This window comes from Halorubrum trapanicum (assembly GCF_017873555.1).
In the GTDB taxonomy this organism is placed as follows: domain Archaea; phylum Halobacteriota; class Halobacteria; order Halobacteriales; family Haloferacaceae; genus Halorubrum; species Halorubrum trapanicum.
In genome coordinates this window covers 130,284-145,356 of sequence record NZ_JAGGKE010000002.1, presented here as the reverse complement: position 1 = coordinate 145,356, position 15,073 = coordinate 130,284, and the positions used below count along the sequence as shown (strand labels likewise).

Below are 15,073 nucleotides of genomic sequence, written 5' to 3'. Positions count from 1 at the left end.
CCGAGGGGTCGTCGGGCCGTCGATAAGACGGTTGCGGCGGGGTCGACGGAGCGCGGTCGGTGCGCTCACCGAACCACTCCGGCCGCCCGCAGCTCCTCGCGGATCGCGTCGCGTTTCACCAGCGCGAAGCCGACGCAGATGATCAGGAAGCCGGCGACCGTCGTGGCGGTGATCTCCTCGCCGAGGACGCGCCAGCCGACGATCGCGGCGAACACGGGCGCGACGTAGGAAACGAGGTTGATCTCGATCGGGCCGAGCCGGTCGAGGAGATCGAAGTAGATGAGGAAGCCGATCCCGCTGGCGACGATCGAGAGGTAGCCGAGGGCGAGCAGCGACTCCCCGTTCCAGACCGCGTCGGCGACCGATTCGCCGAGCGCGAGCGATATCAGGTGGGTGAGTCCGGCGCCGAGCAGCATCGCCCACGCCTCCATCGTCTCGATGGAGATGTCAGCGTCGGAGGCCCGAGAGAGCACGGAGCCGAGCGCGAACGACGCGGCCGCGAGCAACACGAGCAGCTTCGCGACGGTCCCGCCGCCGGTCAGGTTCGCGGGGTCCGGGTTCGCGAGGACGACCGCGCCGACGAGACCGATTCCGAGTCCGAGCGCGCCGACGGCGGTCAGCCGCTCCGCGGGCAGGAAGGCGCGCGCGAAGACGGTGGTCAAAAGCGGCGAGAGGCTGACGATGACGGCGGCGACGGCGCTGGTCACCGCCGGGTCGGTCTCGCCGACGAACAGGAACGCGTGGTAGGCGGCGATGATGAACACGGCGCCGGAGAGGACCTCAAGCCACGCGTCGCGGCCGCGGGGGATCGGGTCGTCGACCGCGTACGCCGCGTAGCCGAGCATCACCACGCCGGCGAGGTCGTACCGGAAGGCGGCGAACAGCACCGGCGGAAAGTACGCCAGCCCCGCCTTGATCGCCACGAAGGCGGACCCCCACGCGGCGGCGAGGACGAGAAACAGCGAGAGGTTTCTGAGACGGCTCACGTCCGCTCTCTCCCCCCGGCGTGCCAAAAGGTTCCGGAAACGGTTGCGTTCGCTGGATTCGCTCGGCGGGGGACGCTACCGGACCCGGTACCCGTCGGCGTCGCGGGCGACGACCCCGACGTCGGAGAGTCGGCGGAGCGCGTCTTCGACCGTCGACTCGCGGGCGCCGACCTCGTCGGCGACCGCCGCGGGCGTACCGTCGGTCTCGACCACCGCGGCGATGACGGCCGCGAAGAAGCGGCTGTCGGCCTGCCCGCCGAGCCGCTCGTCGATCTCTGCGAGCGCGTCCTCGACGCGGCCCTGAACCCACCGCTGGGCGAGGGAGAGCTCGCGGTCGAGGTCCTGGAGCCGCGCGAACTCCTGAGCGAGTTCCGCGAGGTCGCCGGTCGTCCCCGAGCCGTCCGGGACCTCGATCGAGAGGTGGGGGCACCGCCCGGACATGTCGAGGCTGTTCTTCGCCGGGTACGCGCTCTTCGCGCCGAACCCGTACGGCGAGACGCTCACCTCCAGCCGGAGGCTGCGCGCGATCCGGAAGTACTTCCGGCGCTGGTCGTCCGTCGTCGACTCGACGAGACCGGCCTCCTCCAGCTTCCGCAGGTGGTCGATCACCGCCTTCGGGCTCACGTCGAGGTACTCCGAGATCTCCGTGACGTAGCAGGGCTTGGTGGCGAGCAGCCGGAGGATGCGCCGCCGGTTCTCGTTGCCGAGGAGATCGAGCAGTACCGCGGAGTCCATTAACGTATGGTTAGCGTCCAGAACGTAAAAGGCTGATCTCCGGGGGCGGTTCGGGTGCGTTCCGTCCCGGAATCGACCGGGGGCGATCGTCGGACGGCGCCCTCGGTCGCGCGGAGCGAAGGGTAGTTAGTCCGGGGAGCGGATCGGGACGTATGGAGACGGCACTCATCGTCCTCGACGGCTGGGGACTCGGAAGCGGCGCGGGAGGCGGCGACGGCGAGGACGGCGAGACGGTCGACCCCTCGGGACGACCCGCGGGTCGCGACGCGGTCGCGGTCGCCGACACGCCGGCGTTCGACGACGCGACCGCCCGCGGCGCCGACGGTCGCCTCGTCGTTCACGGCCGCCGCGTGGGACTCCCAGAGGGACAGATGGGGAACTCGGAGGTCGGCCACCTGAACATCGGCGCGGGCCGGGTCGTCAAGCAGGCGTACACCCGGATCACGGACGCCCTCGCCAAGGGGTCGCTCTCGGACAACGACGCCGTCGCGGGCGCGCTCGACCACGCGAAGTCGACCGGCGGCCGGGTCCACCTCATGGGACTCGTCTCCGACGGCGGCGTCCACTCGGACGTGGAACATCTGCTCGCGCTGATCGACGCCGCCGCCGACGCGGGCGTCCCGGCGACGAGCCACGCGTTCACCGACGGGCGGGACACGGCCCCGGAGATCGCCGACCGTTTCCTCGCCGACGTGACCGCGAAGGCCGACGAGCGCGGCACCGGTCACGTCGCGACCGTGACGGGTCGGTATCACGCGATGGACCGCGACGAGAACTGGGAGCGCACGCGGAAGGCGTACGACGCGATCGTCTCCCGCGAGGCTCCGCACGAGGCCGAGAGCGCGGTCGCGGCCGCCCGCGAGGCCCACGCCCGCGGCGAGACGGACGAGTTCATCGAGCCGACGCTCGTCGCCGACGAGCCGTCCCTCGCCGACGGCGACGCCGCGATCTTCTTCAACTTCCGGGCGGACCGCGCCCGACAGCTGGTCCGGATGCTGACCGACACCCGGCCGGAGTGGGGGTTCGAACTCGACCAACCCGACATTCGGATGACGACGATGACCGAGTACGACGAGACGTTCGAGTTCCCGGTCGCGTTCCCGCCGCAGATCCCAGCGAACACGATCGGTGAGGTCGTCGCGGACGCCGACGGCACCCAGCTCCGAATCGCGGAGTCGGAGAAGTACCCCCACGTCACCTACTTCCTCAACGGCGGCCGCGAGGTGGAGTTCCCCGGCGAGCTTCGCGAGATCGTGGAGAGTCCGGACGTCCCCACGTACGACCGGCAGCCGGAGATGTCGGCGCCGGAGCTCACCGACGAGGCGCTCGGGATCATCGACCGGGAGGACCCCGACCTACTGGTGTTGAACTACGCGAACCCGGACATGGTGGGCCACACCGGCGACTTCGACGCGGCCGTCGAGGCCGTCGAGGCGGTCGACGCGCAGCTCTCCCGCCTCCTCGACGCCGTCGCGGACGCTGGCGGCCACGCGGTCGTGACCGCCGACCACGGCAACGCCGACGACATGGGGACGCCCGAGGACCCCCACACCGCCCACACGTTCAACCCGGTCCCGTTCGTCTACCTGACGCCCGACGGGGACGACGGCGGCCGCGCGGTCCGCGACGACGGATCGCTTTGCGACATCGCGCCGACGCTCGTCGAACTGATCGGACTCGACCGCCCGGCGGAGATGACCGGCGAGAGCCTGCTCGAAGAGAAACAGTAAACTCGGGATCGATTCCCGCTCGTTCCACGGCCATTTAAGGTCGCCACCGTCGTGTGATCGACCATGACAGACGAGAGTACGCCGGTGATCGCGGCCGCCTACCGAACGCCGCAGGGGAAAGACGGCGGCGTCTACGAGGACGTCCGCAGCGAGGACCTCTCGACGACGCTCATCGACCACGCGCTCGACGAGACGGGGCTGACGAGCGACCACGTCGACGACCTCATGTGGGGCGTCGCACAGCAGCGGACCGAGCAGGACAACAACGTCGCGCGCGTCATCGCGCTCCTGTCGGAGCTGGGCGAGTCGGTGCCCGCCACCACGATCAACCGCTGGTGCGCCTCTTCGATGCAAGCGGTCATCTCGGCGTCGGACGCGGTCGCCGCGGGGAACCGCGACTGCATCATCGCGGGCGGCGTCGAGAACATGAGCCGCGTGCCGATGGACGGCGACTCCTACCAGCACCTCCATCCCGAGCTGTCGGAGACGTACAACGTCTTCCAGCTCCAGATGGGGATGACCGCGGAGAAGGTCGCCGAGGAGTACGACGTGAGCCGCGAGGCGCAAGACGAGTACGCCGCCCGCAGCCACCAGCGCGCCGCCGAGGCGACTGAATCGGGCCGCTTCGACGACGAGATCGTCCCGGTCGAGACCGACGAGGGGCTGGTCGAGGAAGACGAGGGAATCCGTCCCGACACGACCGCCGAGAAGCTCGCCGACCTGCCGCCCGCCTTCACCGGCGACGGCACGGTCACCGCCGGGAACTCCTCGCAGATCTCCGACGGCGCGTCGCTCACGGTCGTGACGAGCGAGGCCTTCGCCGAGGAGCACGGACTCGACGTGCTCGCCGAGGTCGGCACGAACAGCGTCGCCGGCGTCGACCCCACCGTGATGGGGATCGGGCCGGTGCCCGCCACTCGCGGCCTCCTCGAACGCGCCGGCACGGACATCGACGACTACGACCTGGTCGAACTCAACGAGGCGTTCGCCTCCCAGTGCGAGTACGCACGACGCGAGCTCGGGATCGACGAGGAAATCTACAACGTCAACGGCGGCGCCATCGCGCTCGGTCACCCGCTCGGCGCGTCGGGTGCTCGCCTCCCCGTGACGCTGCTCCACGAGATGGAGAAGCGCGACGCCGACCGCGGCCTCGCGACGCTCTGCGTCGGGTTCGGGCAGGGCGCCGCGATCGAGTTCCTGCGGTAGGAACCGCGAAAAGCAGTACATTTCTGCGGTGGCGCGCGCCTCCGAGCGGCCGCCCCTGGCGGCCGCGAGGAGCACGCGCGAGGGAGTCAGTCGCCGGAGCGAAGCGACGGCGACTGACGAGGCTGGGGAGGCGTGAGGTGCGGGGCTGTGCGGTGCGGGGTGGGACTCGAAGGGGCTGTCGCGAGGACGAAGGCGGCCGACGTAAGGACCGCAGGGAGCGAGCGGCGCGAGCGACCGAGGACCGCAGCGAGGCCCCCGAGTTCTCGCGACAGGGGCTTCGGAGTGGTTGGCGACAGCGGTTCCAATCATGTATCGCCGAGCGGCCGGCACATCGGCGGAATCTGTGTCGACTTGCTACTCGTCGCCGTGCGTGTAGCCGCGGTCGGGAAGCGGGTCGCCGTCGGCGACGACGCGGGGCGCCCCCGTTTCAGGCTCCGCTGTCACCGTCCCGATCCGCGTCAGCCCGGCGGGACACGCCGCACCGACCGCCGCTACCTCCTCCTCCGGCACCGCACAGAGCAGCTCGAAGTCCTCGCCGAAGTGCGCCGCCAGCTCGAACCGCTCCGCCGAATCCCCGGCCACCTCCTCGACCGCGGGATGAACCGGAACCGCGTCCCGGTCCAGTTCGATCCCGACCGCGCTCGCCTCGGCGAGCTGGTGGCACGAGCGGGCCAGCCCGTCCGAGGAGTCCATCATCGCGGTCGCGCTCGGCGCCAGCGCCAGCCCGTCGGCCACGCGCGGCGTGAACCGGAACAGCTCGTTGGCGCGCTCGACCGCCGCGTCCTCTCCCTTGGTAAACAGCCGGAGCGCCGCCGCGGACCGGCCCCACTCACCGGTGACGCAGAGCGCGTCGCCCGGTCGCGCCCCGCTCCGGGTGACGCCTCCCGCGTCGGTGACGCGGCCGATCGCGGTGGTCGCGGTCGTGAACTCCACGTGCTCGTCGAGGTCGCCGCCGACGTACTCGGCGTCGACCGCCTCGCAGACGTCGACCGCGCCCGCGACGAACCGGTCCAGCTCCTCGCGGTCGAACGCCTCGTCCGCGTAGACGGCGACCGCGGCCCGGGCGGCCGCGCCCATCGCGGCCACGTCCGACAGCGACGCGCCGACCGCGCGCCAGCCCGCGGTGTACCGCGTCGTCCCGGCCGGGAAGTCGGTCCGCTCGTGGAGCATGTCCGTCGTGATGACCGTCCCGTCGACGACGGCGGCGTCGTCGCCCGCGTGCGGGAGGTCGGCCGCCAAGGCCCGGAGGGCGTCGCGCTCGTTCACTCCTTACGCTCCGCGCGGCGGGACCAATAAGCGATCGGTCCGACCCGTCGTCACCCTCGTCGTCGACGCCGTCTTGCTTGTGCCGTTCACGTTTCCCATGTTGCGCGTTATCATGGAACATTTAATCGGGTAAAACAACATAACGAATATTATCATTATCAATCATTATGTTTATTACCATCCTCCGAATCGTACCGGTCGCAATGGCAGTACCCGTATCCGAGCACGCAGTGACCCGACGCACAGACCCGACCACCAGACGACCGCCGCAACCGCCCACACGACCCGATGACGACACCTAACGACACGCCCGACGACACGACCCAACGCACCGACAGCACGACCGCCCGATCGAGCGATCCGAGCTCGACCGGCCGACCCGATCCGGCTACTTCTCCGCGGACCGTCCCCGGCCGCACCCCGCTCACCGAAGCGGCGGGTGCGCCGCTGGTCCCGACGATCACGACCCGCCGAGCGACGAGGACGCGATCGTCCGGCTCGCAGCCGGGGACCGACACCCGCCAGCCCACGCGCCCGCCGACCGACGGCGAGCGCGACGCCCCGCTCGTCCCCGACCTGCGTCCCGCTTCGCGGACGCGGACGGACGGGGGATCGCGATGACGACGAACGCGACGCGACGCCCCCGCGACCGCTCGACTCGACCGAACGGCGAGGGCTCGTTCCGCCGCGCCGTCCCGATGGCGGGGACCGGCGACGGCCCGCGACCCGACGCCACGGCGTTCACGTCCGCGACCCGCACCGCCGGCGGGCACAACGCCGAGGGGCGCAGCGCCGACGGGCGACGGACGACGACGAACCGCACCGCAGACGACGCCACCACGCAGTAATCCGATGAATCCCAACGAACTCGACGACGACGTCTTCACGAGAGATATCGACAACCCGGCCGGCCGCCGGCTCCGCGAGCTGTTCGAGGAGCAGGACTACACGTTCGCGCCCGGGATCTACCACGCGCTCGACGCCCGCCTCGCCGAGATGGCGGGTCTCGACGCGGCCTACATGAGCGGCTACTCGACCGTCCTCGGCCAGTTCGGCTTCCCCGACCTGGAGATGGTCACCATGTCCGAGATGGTCGAGAACGCCAAGCGCATGGTCGAGGCGACGAACCTCCCCGTCATCGCCGACTGCGACACCGGCTACGGCGGGGTCCACAACGTCCGGCGCGCGGTCCGCGAGTACGAGAAGGCCGGCGTCGCCGCGATCCACATCGAGGACCAGACCTCGCCGAAGCGCTGCGGCCACATCGCGGGCAAGCAGATCGTCTCCCGCGAGCAGGCGCGCTCGCGCTTCGAGGCCGCGGTCGACGCCAAGCAGAGCGAGGACACCGTCATCATCGCTCGCACCGACGCGTACGGCTCCGCCAACGGCGACTGGGAGGAGCACCTCGAACGCGGCCGGATCTACGCCGACGCCGGCGTCGACCTCGTCTGGCCGGAGATGCCCGACCCGTCCCGCGAGGACGCGGTCGAGTACGCCGAGACGATCCACGAGACCCACCCCGACCTGGATCTCGCCTTCAACTACTCCTCCTCGTTCGAGTGGGGCGCGGAGGAGGACCCGCTCACCTTCGAGGAGCTGGGCGACCTGGGCTACCAGTACATCTTCATCACGCTGTACGGGCTTCACTCCGGCGCCCACGCCGCCTACGAGGACTTCGAGAACATCGCCGAGAACGACGAGGAGGCGCAGTTCGACCTCGAAGAGCGGTACATCGGCCACGAGACAGAGAGCCACCACGAGCTCTCCTTCGTCCCGCGCTATCAGGACATCGAGGCCGAGTTCGACCCCGAGGCGCGCGAGCGCCAGGAGGAGTCCGCGGGGTTCACCGACGAGGAGAGCGACCCGATCACGGCCTCCGAGGGAGGTGACGACTGATGGGCGGGGCGGACGACGTCACCCTCCGCCGGAGTCAGCTCGCGACGCCCGGCTCCGACCCGAAGATGATCGAGCGAGCGCCCGACTCCGGCGCCGACGAGGCGTTCATCGACCTGGAGGACTCGGTGGCGCCCTCGGAGAAGGTCGAGGCCCGCGAGAACGCCATCGAGGGCCTGATCGAGTACGACTGGTCCGACACCCGCCCGTGCTACCGGATGAACGGCGTCGACACCAGGTGGTTCTACGACGACGTGATCGAGGTCGTCGGCCGGGCGGGGGAGTACCTCGACACGATCATGGTGCCGATGGCGAACAACCCGGAGACGGTCGCCACCGTCGACAACCTGCTGACGCAGGTCGAGGAGAACAACGACCTGCCGGTCGGCGACATCGGGCTTCAGGCGCAGATCGAGTCGCCGGAGGCGATGACGAAGGTCGCCGACATCGCCCGCGCGAGCGACCGCCTGGAGTCGCTGGTGTTCGGTCCCGGCGACTACACCGCCAACGTCGGCGCCGCGGGACTCACCATCGGCTCCGGCGGCGGCTACCCCGGCCACTACTGGCACTACCAGCTCGCGCGCATCGCCCATGCCGCGAAGGCGCAGGGACTTCAGGTGATCGACGGACCCTACGCCGAAATCGAGGACGCGGAGGGGTTCCGCGACTCCTGTCGGTGGGCGAGCCAGCTGGGCTGTGACGGCAAGTGGGCGATCCACCCGAGCCAGATCGAGCCGGCCAACGAGACGTTCGCGCCCTCGCCCGAGGCGGCCGAGAAGGCCCGCCGGATCGTCGACGCCTACGCGGAGGCGAAAGAACAGGGCAAAGGCGCCGTCTCGGTCGACGGCGAGATGGTCGACGAGGCGACGGACAAGATGGCCCGCGGCATCGTCGCGCGCGCCGAGCAGGCCGGCATCCTGTAAGCCGGGAGCCTCCGAGGTCGACGCGGCACTCGAGCATCCGTTTTCGCCGTTCGCCGGGCGCTCGTCGGTGTCGCTACTCCGGGATCGCGCCGCGTCCGCGCAGCTCGTCGATGTCGCCGTCGCCGTAGCCGTACTCGCGTAACACCGACTCCGTGTGTTCGCCGAGCGCCGGCGGGTGTCGGCGGACGGTCGTCGGCGTCCGCGAGAAGTGCATCGGTGAGCCGGGGAACCGCACCGTGCCCGCGGTCGGGTGCTCCGCCTCGGCGAGCATGTCGCGCGCCTCGATCTGCGGGTCGGCGAACACCTCGCTCACGTCGCGGACGCGGCTCGCGGGCACGTCGTGCTCTTTGAGGGTCGCAACCGCCTCGTCGGTCGACAGCGCCGCGAACGTCTCCTCCAGTTCGCGGTCGAGGGCCTCGCGGTTCCGGACGCGCCCCTCGTTCTTTTCGAACCGCTCGTCCGCGAGCAGGTCGGGACGGTCGAGCGCCTCGCACAGCGGCGGCCAGAACCGGTCCGACGAGCAGGCGACGACGACGTAGTCGTCCGCCGTCTCGAACGCGCGATACGGGACGATGTTCGGGTGTTTGCTCCCCATCCGCCCCGGCGGCTCGCCGCTGGCGAAGTAGTTCGTCGCCATGTAGCTGGTCCAGGCGGCCTGCCCGTCCAGGAGGCTCACGTCGATTTTCTGCCCGCGGCCGTCGCCGAGTTCGCGTTCAAGGAGCGCCGCGAGGATCGCCTGCGTCGCGTACATGCCGGCGCCGACGTCGGCGAGCGCGACCCCGATCCGGACCGGGGGGCCGCCCTCGACGCCCGTGAACGACATGAAGCCGCCGCGGGCCTGCATCATGATGTCGTAGGCCGGCTCGTCGCGGTCGGGTCCCCACTCGCCGTAGCCGGAGATGGCGCAGTAGACGAGTCCGGGGTTCTCGTCGACGAGGTCGCCGTAGTCGAGGTCCCACTCGGCCATCTTCCCCACCCGGAAGTTCTCGACGAGCACGTCGGCCTCGCGGGCGAGGTCGCGGACGACCGCGCGGCCCGCCTCGGTCGTCAGATCCAGCTGGATCGACCGCTTGTTACGGTTGACGCTGACGTAGTAGGCGCTCGCGCTGCCGTCGTTCTCGTTGTCGTCGCCGCTCTCGTTACTCCCCCCGCTCCCACCGGCACCCTTGCTGAACGCCGGCGGGACCCACGTCCGGGTCTGGTCGCCCTGCCCGGGTCGTTCGACTTTGATCACCTCCGCGCCCAGATCGCCGAGCTGCATGGTGCAGAACGGGCCGACGAGCACACGGGAGAGGTCCAACACGGTGAGTCCGTCGAGCGGGCCGGCGTCGCTCTCGGGGTCGCGCGCCTCACCGACCACGCGGTCTCGCCTCCGCGGACCGTCGCCGTGTTCCGTCCATGCGATCCGGCTTAGCCGCGAGGCTACTGAGTGTTGCGGCGTCGACGCGGCGGAGAGAATCGCGTGTGAGGGGCCGTCTCAGGCCGGGAGCGTATCGATACCGTCGATCTCGACGTAGCCGTAGCCGCAGTCGGGACAGCGCCACTTCGTCTTCTCGCCGAGGTGGAGCGTCATCGCCGCGGTCCGGTAGAACGAACGGGTCTCGCCGCACGCGGGACAGTCCACGTCCTTTTCGAGCGCCATGTGCGCCGATCGATCCGGGGCGATGTTGAACCTACTGATTCGAGCGAAACGGACTTTTTCACCACACCGGCGCGAGCAGCAGCGCGACCGTCGCCGAGATGAAGACGAGCTTCAGGGCGGTGTTGACGACGATCACCTTCGTGCCGAACGACGCGCCCCAGATCCCGTACTGGAACGGGATCGAGCGCCGGAACGTCGAGACGGCAAAGGAGAGGATGCTCCCGATGAGCAGCGACGCGACCGCGGTGCGGGTGGTGAACGTGCCGACCTCCGCCCCGGCGAGGGTCGCCGCGCCCGCGGTCGTGTCGAGCGTGAACACGGCGATGACGGGCACCGCCTCGCCCGGCAGTCCCAGCACGCTCGTGATCGGCTCCGCGACGCTCGTCAGCGCGGCCACGTCGTAGGTCGTGACGAGCCAGATGACGAGCGTGTACACGACCGCGAGCCGCGGGACGATCCGGCGGAGCGTCCCCCACGACTTCTCGGCGGCGTCGCGGACGCGCTCCCGGTCTGTGCGGTCGTCGGTCTCGGGACCGGTCGCGTCGACGTCGGCGAGCGCGGAGCGGTCGACGTTCGCTTCCGAGAGGAGGAGTCCGCCCGCGAGTACGCCCGTGACGGTGATGAGCAGCGCGATGCCGGCGCGCGCGCCGACGTAGACGGCGCCGGTGGTGGCCCCGAGGATCGGGATCAACACCGGGACGTAGTAGGTGAACACGTGCTGGACGAAGCCGAAGAACGTGTTTATCACGACCGCGACGAGCGTCGCCCGGTCGTCGAGCAGCCCCGACTCGCGGTACTCCGCGAGCGTCGCGTAGCCCGCGGTCGTCGACGCCGCGGTCGTGAGGATCGCCGTGCCGACCTCGTCGGGGAGGTTCGCGGGCCGCGTGAGCCACCCCGCGATCCCGGCGACGTACCGCACCAGCCCGAACGCGACGGCGACGTTGGCGACGAAGACGCCGCCCGCGATGAACGCCGTGATCCGGGCCAGTCGGGGGACCACGTCCGCGAGCAGGACCGAGAGGTCGGCGGCGACAGACTGCACGGATCGGCGTACGCGAGGGGCGCTCAAATGGCCGTCGGAACGCGCGGGCGTCCCGGGCCGCCGGAACGCGCGTCGGCTCTCGGAACGGGAGACGGGCGCCGGCGCGCGGGGCTTATGCCTCCCGCCGGTGAATCCCCGGGCGATGGCTCCCGCCGAGGACGACATCTCGATCGACGAAAAGCGCGTGTACGCGGGCAGCGCCGGCCGCACCGACGCCTACGTCGCGACCGGGACCGGGATCGTCCGCGTCTCGCTGTCGGCCGACAAGATCGGCGCGTTCGACATGGTCGCCCGCGACGCGGCTCGCGACGTCGCCGTCCTCCCGCGCGACGAGCGGCCGGATCTCGTCGCCGCGGCCACGCCCGACGGGCTCACGGTCGCCGCGGTCGGCGACGACCCAGCGTTCGAGTCGATCGACGACGATCCGGCGGTCGCAGTGGGACCGGCCGGCGGTCGTGACGGCGGCATTCTCGTCGCGCGCGAGGACGGCGCGATCGAGCGCGTCGAGTTCGCGGCGGGTGGGACGACGGTCGCGTCGACGGCCGGGATCGGAACCGTGGGGGACCCGCGGGCGGTCGACGGCGCGCTCCTCGCGGCCGCGGACGGGGTGTACCGCGTTTCCGGCGGCGGACTCGACGACGTCGGTCTCGACGACGCGCGCGACGTGGCCGGCGCCGGGATGCCGCTCGCGGCGACCGGCGCGGGACTCTACTGGCTCGGCAACGGCTGGATGAGCGTCCGGGAGAGCGCTGCGGACGGGGTCGCCGCCGACGGCGACGGCCACGCGATGGCGATCGTCGACGGGGACTTGGTCGTTCACGCCGACGAGGCCGGCGAGTGGGACGACGAGACGTGGGAACTCGCTGAGCTTCCGGTGGACGAGAGGGTCGTGGCGCTCGGGTACGGGCCGGGAATCTCGGTCGCGGTCACGGACGCGGGCACGCTCTGCGTGGATGCGGGAGACGGCTGGCGCCACCAGGTGGTCGGCGTTCGCGAGGTGGCGGGCGTGGCGCTCGCGGTCGTGGAATAGGTCGATGCTGGCAGATGGGTGGTAACTGCCTCCAAATTCCCAGCCAATCGCTCATAAGTGGGATTCAGCAGGTCGGCGGTGAACACTTCCAAAGGGGCAGCCGTGAGGCGGGCGCAGGTGACGCAAGCACCGCAGGGAGCGAACGGAGTGAGCGACTGAGGAGCACAGCGAGCGTGCGCCCGCCTCACGGCTGCCCCTTTGAGTCCCACCCCGCCCCGCACAGCGACCGCACCTCGCGCCTCCCCAGCCTCGTCAGTCGCCGTCGCTTCGCTCCGGCGACTGACTCCAGCGAGGGACCGAAGGTCCCTCTTGCAGCCGGCGGCAGAGCCGCCGGCGACGCCACCGCCTCGTTCAGGTATAAATGGACGATCTCGTTCCCGCCTTGAGCGCTCCTACGCGCTCGGTAGGTCGATCGGCTCGCCGTCGGCGTAGACCGTCGGATCCCGGATGATGCCGTCGAGGTGGAGCGGCGCGTCGGTCTCGCCGCCGATCCCGGCGTTGTCGCCGATCGCGATGTGGACGGTGCCGCCCGCCTTCTCGTCTAAGAGGACCGAGCCGACGAGCGCCTCGACGCCGACGTTGGTCCCGATTCCCAGCTCCGCGAGGTTGTACGCCGCGTCGCCGACCTCCTCCGCGGCCGCCTCCACGTCGGCGCGGATCGCGTCGTCGGCGATTTCGGTCACGAACCCGTCCTCGACCTCGAAGGCGAGCTCCTGGTCCTCGTCGAGCAGGCCGTGCGGCATCATCGTGCCGTCGACGACGAACGTCCCGGTCGCGGTCTCGGGCGCGACGAACACCTCGCCCGCGGGGAGGTTCGAGAAGTCGCCCGGCTCGCGGACCATACCGGTGTCCGCGAGCCACTCGCGGTCGCCGATCCCGAACGTGATGTCCGTGCCGGCGGGCGCGGTGACGCGGACCTCGTCGGCCCCCGCGACCTGGTCGAGCACGTCGTCGCAGGCCGCGTCGATGGCGGCGTAGTCGGCGTCGAGACCGGTCGTGAACACGTCCTCGGTGATCCCCGGGAGCGTCGCGCCGCGCGCGCCGGCGTCGCAGGCCGCGCCGCGGGCGCGGGTGTGGCTCAGGCTCTTCGTCGTGGGCGCGAGGAAGACGTCGGCCTCCCGCATCGCGGCCGCGACCGGCGCCGGCGGCTCCGTCCCGTGCTGCTCGGCGGGCGGATACCGCAGGATCGTCGCGTCGTCGGTGACGGCGCTCGCGGCCGCGTACAGCGCCTCGCCGATCGGCTCGCGCTCGTCGTCGGTGACGACGACGACCGACTCGTCCGGGGAGACGTTCAGACACTGTTCGATCGCGGTCGCCGCGGCGTCGGAGCGGTCGGCTGCCATGCCCCCGTCTCCGAACGGCCGGGCGTTAGGGCTTGTCATCGCCGCCTTTACTCCATTCCGTAATTGAATTATTTACGTCCGGTGTCGATCGCCGTCGAATTAACCGACTGCTTACTCGCGGGGTAGTTAATTTCATTTTGCTGTTCTCGAAAACATTATGTCGGTTCCGCAGCGACGGGCGGATATGACACGCGTGGGCGTCAACGGCTACGGTACGATCGGGAAACGGGTCTCGGACGCCGTCGCGGCCCAGCCGGACATGGAACTCGTCGGCGTGACGAAGGCGTCGCCGGACTACGGCGTCGAAGCCGCGGCCCGTCGCGGCTACGACCTGTACGCGGCGGTCGAGGACCGCACCGACGAGTTCGCGGCCGCCGGAGTGGACCTGGCCGGGACCCTCGGCGACCTACTCGACGCCGTCGACGTCGTCGTCGACTGCGCCCCCTCCGGCGTCGGCGAGCGCAACGCGCCGGTCTACGAGGCCCACGACACGCCGGCCGTCTTTCAGGGCGGCGAAGACGCCGCCGTCGCCGACGCCTCGTTCAACGCTCGCGGTCGGTTCGAAGCCGCCCGCGACGCCGAGACGGTCCGCGTCGTCTCCTGTAACACGACCGCGCTCTCGCGGCTGCTCGCGCCGCTCGACGAGACGTTCGGCGTCGAGAAGGCGCGCGTCACGCTCGTGCGCCGCGGCGGCGACCCGAGCGAGACCGACCGCGGTCCGATAAACGACATCGTCCCCGACCCGGCGACGGTCCCCTCACACCACGGCCCGGACGTGAACGAGATCCTCCCCGACGTGGCCGTCGACACCGCGGCGCTGAAGGCGCCGGTCACGGGGATGCACACCCACAGCGTCAACGTCACGCTGGAGACCGACCCCGACCCGGAGGCGGTCCGCGACCTGCTCGCCGACGAGGGCCGGATCTTCCTCGTCCCCGAGGCCGCGGGCATCGACGGCGCCGGCGCGTTAAAGGAGTACGCCGCCGACGCGGGGCGTCCCCGCGGCGACCTCTGGGAGAACTGCGTCTGGGAGGAGTCGATAAGCGTCACGGGACAGGACCTGTACCTCTTTCAGAACGTCCACCAGGAGGCCGACGTCGTCCCCGAGAACGTCGACGCGATCCGAGCGATGGCGACCGACGCCGACGCGGCCGAGTCGGTCGCGCGCACGAACGAGACGCTCGGCGTGGGTCTCGACAGCCGACTCGGAAACGGGGAACTGGCACACACGGGGCTGACGGCCGACGACTGACTTTCGCGATCGGTCCTTTCCACCC

General features: G+C 70.6%; 15 protein-coding genes. 8 read left to right on the top strand and 7 right to left on the bottom strand.

Translation table 11 applies throughout. The annotated features are described in order from the left end of the window. Positions 1–65: 65 nt before the first annotated feature. On the bottom strand, positions 66–986 hold the full coding sequence (locus J2744_RS03050) for a DMT family transporter (protein ID WP_209544363.1): 921 nt from the start codon (positions 984–986) through the stop codon (positions 66–68). Positions 987–1,061: 75 nt separating this feature from the next. After that, positions 1,062–1,721 carry an ArsR/SmtB family transcription factor gene (locus tag J2744_RS03045; protein WP_209544361.1) on the bottom strand — a complete coding sequence of 220 codons (660 nt, stop codon included), beginning with the start codon at positions 1,719–1,721 and terminating at the stop codon, positions 1,062–1,064. A gap of 152 nt (positions 1,722–1,873) precedes the next feature. Here J2744_RS03045 and gpmI point away from each other — a divergent pair, with 152 nt between their 5' ends. Both gpmI and J2744_RS03035 read left to right on the top strand, forming a co-directional pair. Continuing rightward, positions 1,874–3,451: a 2,3-bisphosphoglycerate-independent phosphoglycerate mutase gene (gene gpmI / locus J2744_RS03040; protein ID WP_209544350.1), complete on the top strand. Its 1,578-nt coding sequence runs from the start codon at positions 1,874–1,876 to the stop codon at positions 3,449–3,451. A gap of 63 nt (positions 3,452–3,514) precedes the next feature. After that, on the top strand, positions 3,515–4,657 hold the full coding sequence (locus J2744_RS03035; protein WP_209544348.1) for a thiolase family protein: 1,143 nt from the start codon (positions 3,515–3,517) through the stop codon (positions 4,655–4,657). Positions 4,658–5,011: 354 nt separating this feature from the next. On the opposite strand, the gene thiL is transcribed toward J2744_RS03035, so the two are convergent. After that, complete coding sequence (gene thiL / locus J2744_RS03030; RefSeq protein ID WP_209544346.1) at positions 5,012–5,923, bottom strand: thiamine-phosphate kinase; 912 nt, start codon at positions 5,921–5,923, stop codon at positions 5,012–5,014. Between the two features lie 288 nt (positions 5,924–6,211). Here thiL and J2744_RS15290 point away from each other — a divergent pair, with 288 nt between their 5' ends. The 4 genes from J2744_RS15290 to J2744_RS03015 are packed head-to-tail and all read left to right on the top strand — an operon-like array spanning position 6,212 to position 8,739. Then, on the top strand, positions 6,212–6,544 hold the full coding sequence (locus J2744_RS15290) for a hypothetical protein (protein WP_245203158.1): 333 nt from the start codon (positions 6,212–6,214) through the stop codon (positions 6,542–6,544). Then, complete coding sequence (locus J2744_RS03025; RefSeq protein WP_209544971.1) at positions 6,541–6,771, top strand: hypothetical protein; 231 nt, start codon at positions 6,541–6,543, stop codon at positions 6,769–6,771. Before J2744_RS15290 ends, J2744_RS03025 begins: the two co-directional genes overlap by 4 nt. 4 nt (positions 6,772–6,775) lie before the next feature. After that, complete coding sequence (aceA, locus tag J2744_RS03020; RefSeq protein WP_209544344.1) at positions 6,776–7,819, top strand: isocitrate lyase; 1,044 nt, start codon at positions 6,776–6,778, stop codon at positions 7,817–7,819. Continuing rightward, positions 7,819–8,739: an HpcH/HpaI aldolase/citrate lyase family protein gene (locus J2744_RS03015; RefSeq protein WP_209544342.1), complete on the top strand. Its 921-nt coding sequence runs from the start codon at positions 7,819–7,821 to the stop codon at positions 8,737–8,739. The genes aceA and J2744_RS03015 overlap by 1 nt, the downstream gene beginning before the upstream one ends. Before the next feature lie 73 nt (positions 8,740–8,812). Here the strand turns inward: J2744_RS03015 and J2744_RS03010 are convergent, their stop codons facing one another. The 3 genes from J2744_RS03010 to J2744_RS03000 form a co-directional block, all read right to left on the bottom strand. Next, positions 8,813–10,099 carry a CaiB/BaiF CoA transferase family protein gene (locus tag J2744_RS03010; RefSeq protein WP_209544340.1) on the bottom strand — a complete coding sequence of 429 codons (1,287 nt, stop codon included), beginning with the start codon at positions 10,097–10,099 and terminating at the stop codon, positions 8,813–8,815. Between the two features lie 117 nt (positions 10,100–10,216). After that, positions 10,217–10,381, bottom strand: coding sequence for a DUF7838 family putative zinc beta-ribbon protein (locus J2744_RS03005; RefSeq protein WP_007345976.1), 165 nt, complete (start codon positions 10,379–10,381; stop codon positions 10,217–10,219). Between the two features lie 58 nt (positions 10,382–10,439). Further along, entirely contained in the window at positions 10,440–11,423 is a 984-nt protein-coding gene (locus J2744_RS03000; protein WP_209544337.1) for a nucleoside recognition protein, read from the bottom strand. A gap of 142 nt (positions 11,424–11,565) precedes the next feature. On the opposite strand from J2744_RS03000, the gene J2744_RS02995 reads away from it, so the two are divergent. Continuing rightward, complete coding sequence (locus tag J2744_RS02995; protein ID WP_209544335.1) at positions 11,566–12,453, top strand: HVO_0234 family beta-propeller protein; 888 nt, start codon at positions 11,566–11,568, stop codon at positions 12,451–12,453. A gap of 392 nt (positions 12,454–12,845) precedes the next feature. Here the strand turns inward: J2744_RS02995 and J2744_RS02990 are convergent, their stop codons facing one another. After that, complete coding sequence (locus J2744_RS02990; RefSeq protein ID WP_209544333.1) at positions 12,846–13,796, bottom strand: aminopeptidase; 951 nt, start codon at positions 13,794–13,796, stop codon at positions 12,846–12,848. 184 nt (positions 13,797–13,980) lie between these two features. Between J2744_RS02990 and J2744_RS02985 the strand changes: the two genes are divergently transcribed. Further along, positions 13,981–15,048 carry a type II glyceraldehyde-3-phosphate dehydrogenase gene (locus tag J2744_RS02985; RefSeq protein WP_209544331.1) on the top strand — a complete coding sequence of 356 codons (1,068 nt, stop codon included), beginning with the start codon at positions 13,981–13,983 and terminating at the stop codon, positions 15,046–15,048. Positions 15,049–15,073 lie beyond the last annotated feature (25 nt).

What these genes read in the sequence shown, in the direction of transcription:
- J2744_RS03045 (WP_209544361.1), bottom strand. Translation starts at nt 1,721, where the DNA reads ATGGACTCCGCGGTACTGCTCGATCTCCTCGGCAACGAGAACCGGCGG.
- gpmI (WP_209544350.1), top strand. Translation starts at nt 1,874, where the DNA reads ATGGAGACGGCACTCATCGTCCTCGACGGCTGGGGACTCGGAAGCGGC.
- J2744_RS03035 (WP_209544348.1), top strand. Translation starts at nt 3,515, where the DNA reads ATGACAGACGAGAGTACGCCGGTGATCGCGGCCGCCTACCGAACGCCG.
- J2744_RS15290 (WP_245203158.1), top strand. Translation starts at nt 6,212, where the DNA reads ATGACGACACCTAACGACACGCCCGACGACACGACCCAACGCACCGAC.
- J2744_RS03025 (WP_209544971.1), top strand. Translation starts at nt 6,541, where the DNA reads ATGACGACGAACGCGACGCGACGCCCCCGCGACCGCTCGACTCGACCG.
- aceA (WP_209544344.1), top strand. Translation starts at nt 6,776, where the DNA reads ATGAATCCCAACGAACTCGACGACGACGTCTTCACGAGAGATATCGAC.
- J2744_RS03015 (WP_209544342.1), top strand. Translation starts at nt 7,819, where the DNA reads ATGGGCGGGGCGGACGACGTCACCCTCCGCCGGAGTCAGCTCGCGACG.
- J2744_RS03005 (WP_007345976.1), bottom strand. Translation starts at nt 10,381, where the DNA reads ATGGCGCTCGAAAAGGACGTGGACTGTCCCGCGTGCGGCGAGACCCGT.
- J2744_RS02995 (WP_209544335.1), top strand. Translation starts at nt 11,566, where the DNA reads ATGGCTCCCGCCGAGGACGACATCTCGATCGACGAAAAGCGCGTGTAC.
- J2744_RS02990 (WP_209544333.1), bottom strand. Translation starts at nt 13,796, where the DNA reads ATGGCAGCCGACCGCTCCGACGCCGCGGCGACCGCGATCGAACAGTGT.
- J2744_RS02985 (WP_209544331.1), top strand. Translation starts at nt 13,981, where the DNA reads ATGACACGCGTGGGCGTCAACGGCTACGGTACGATCGGGAAACGGGTC.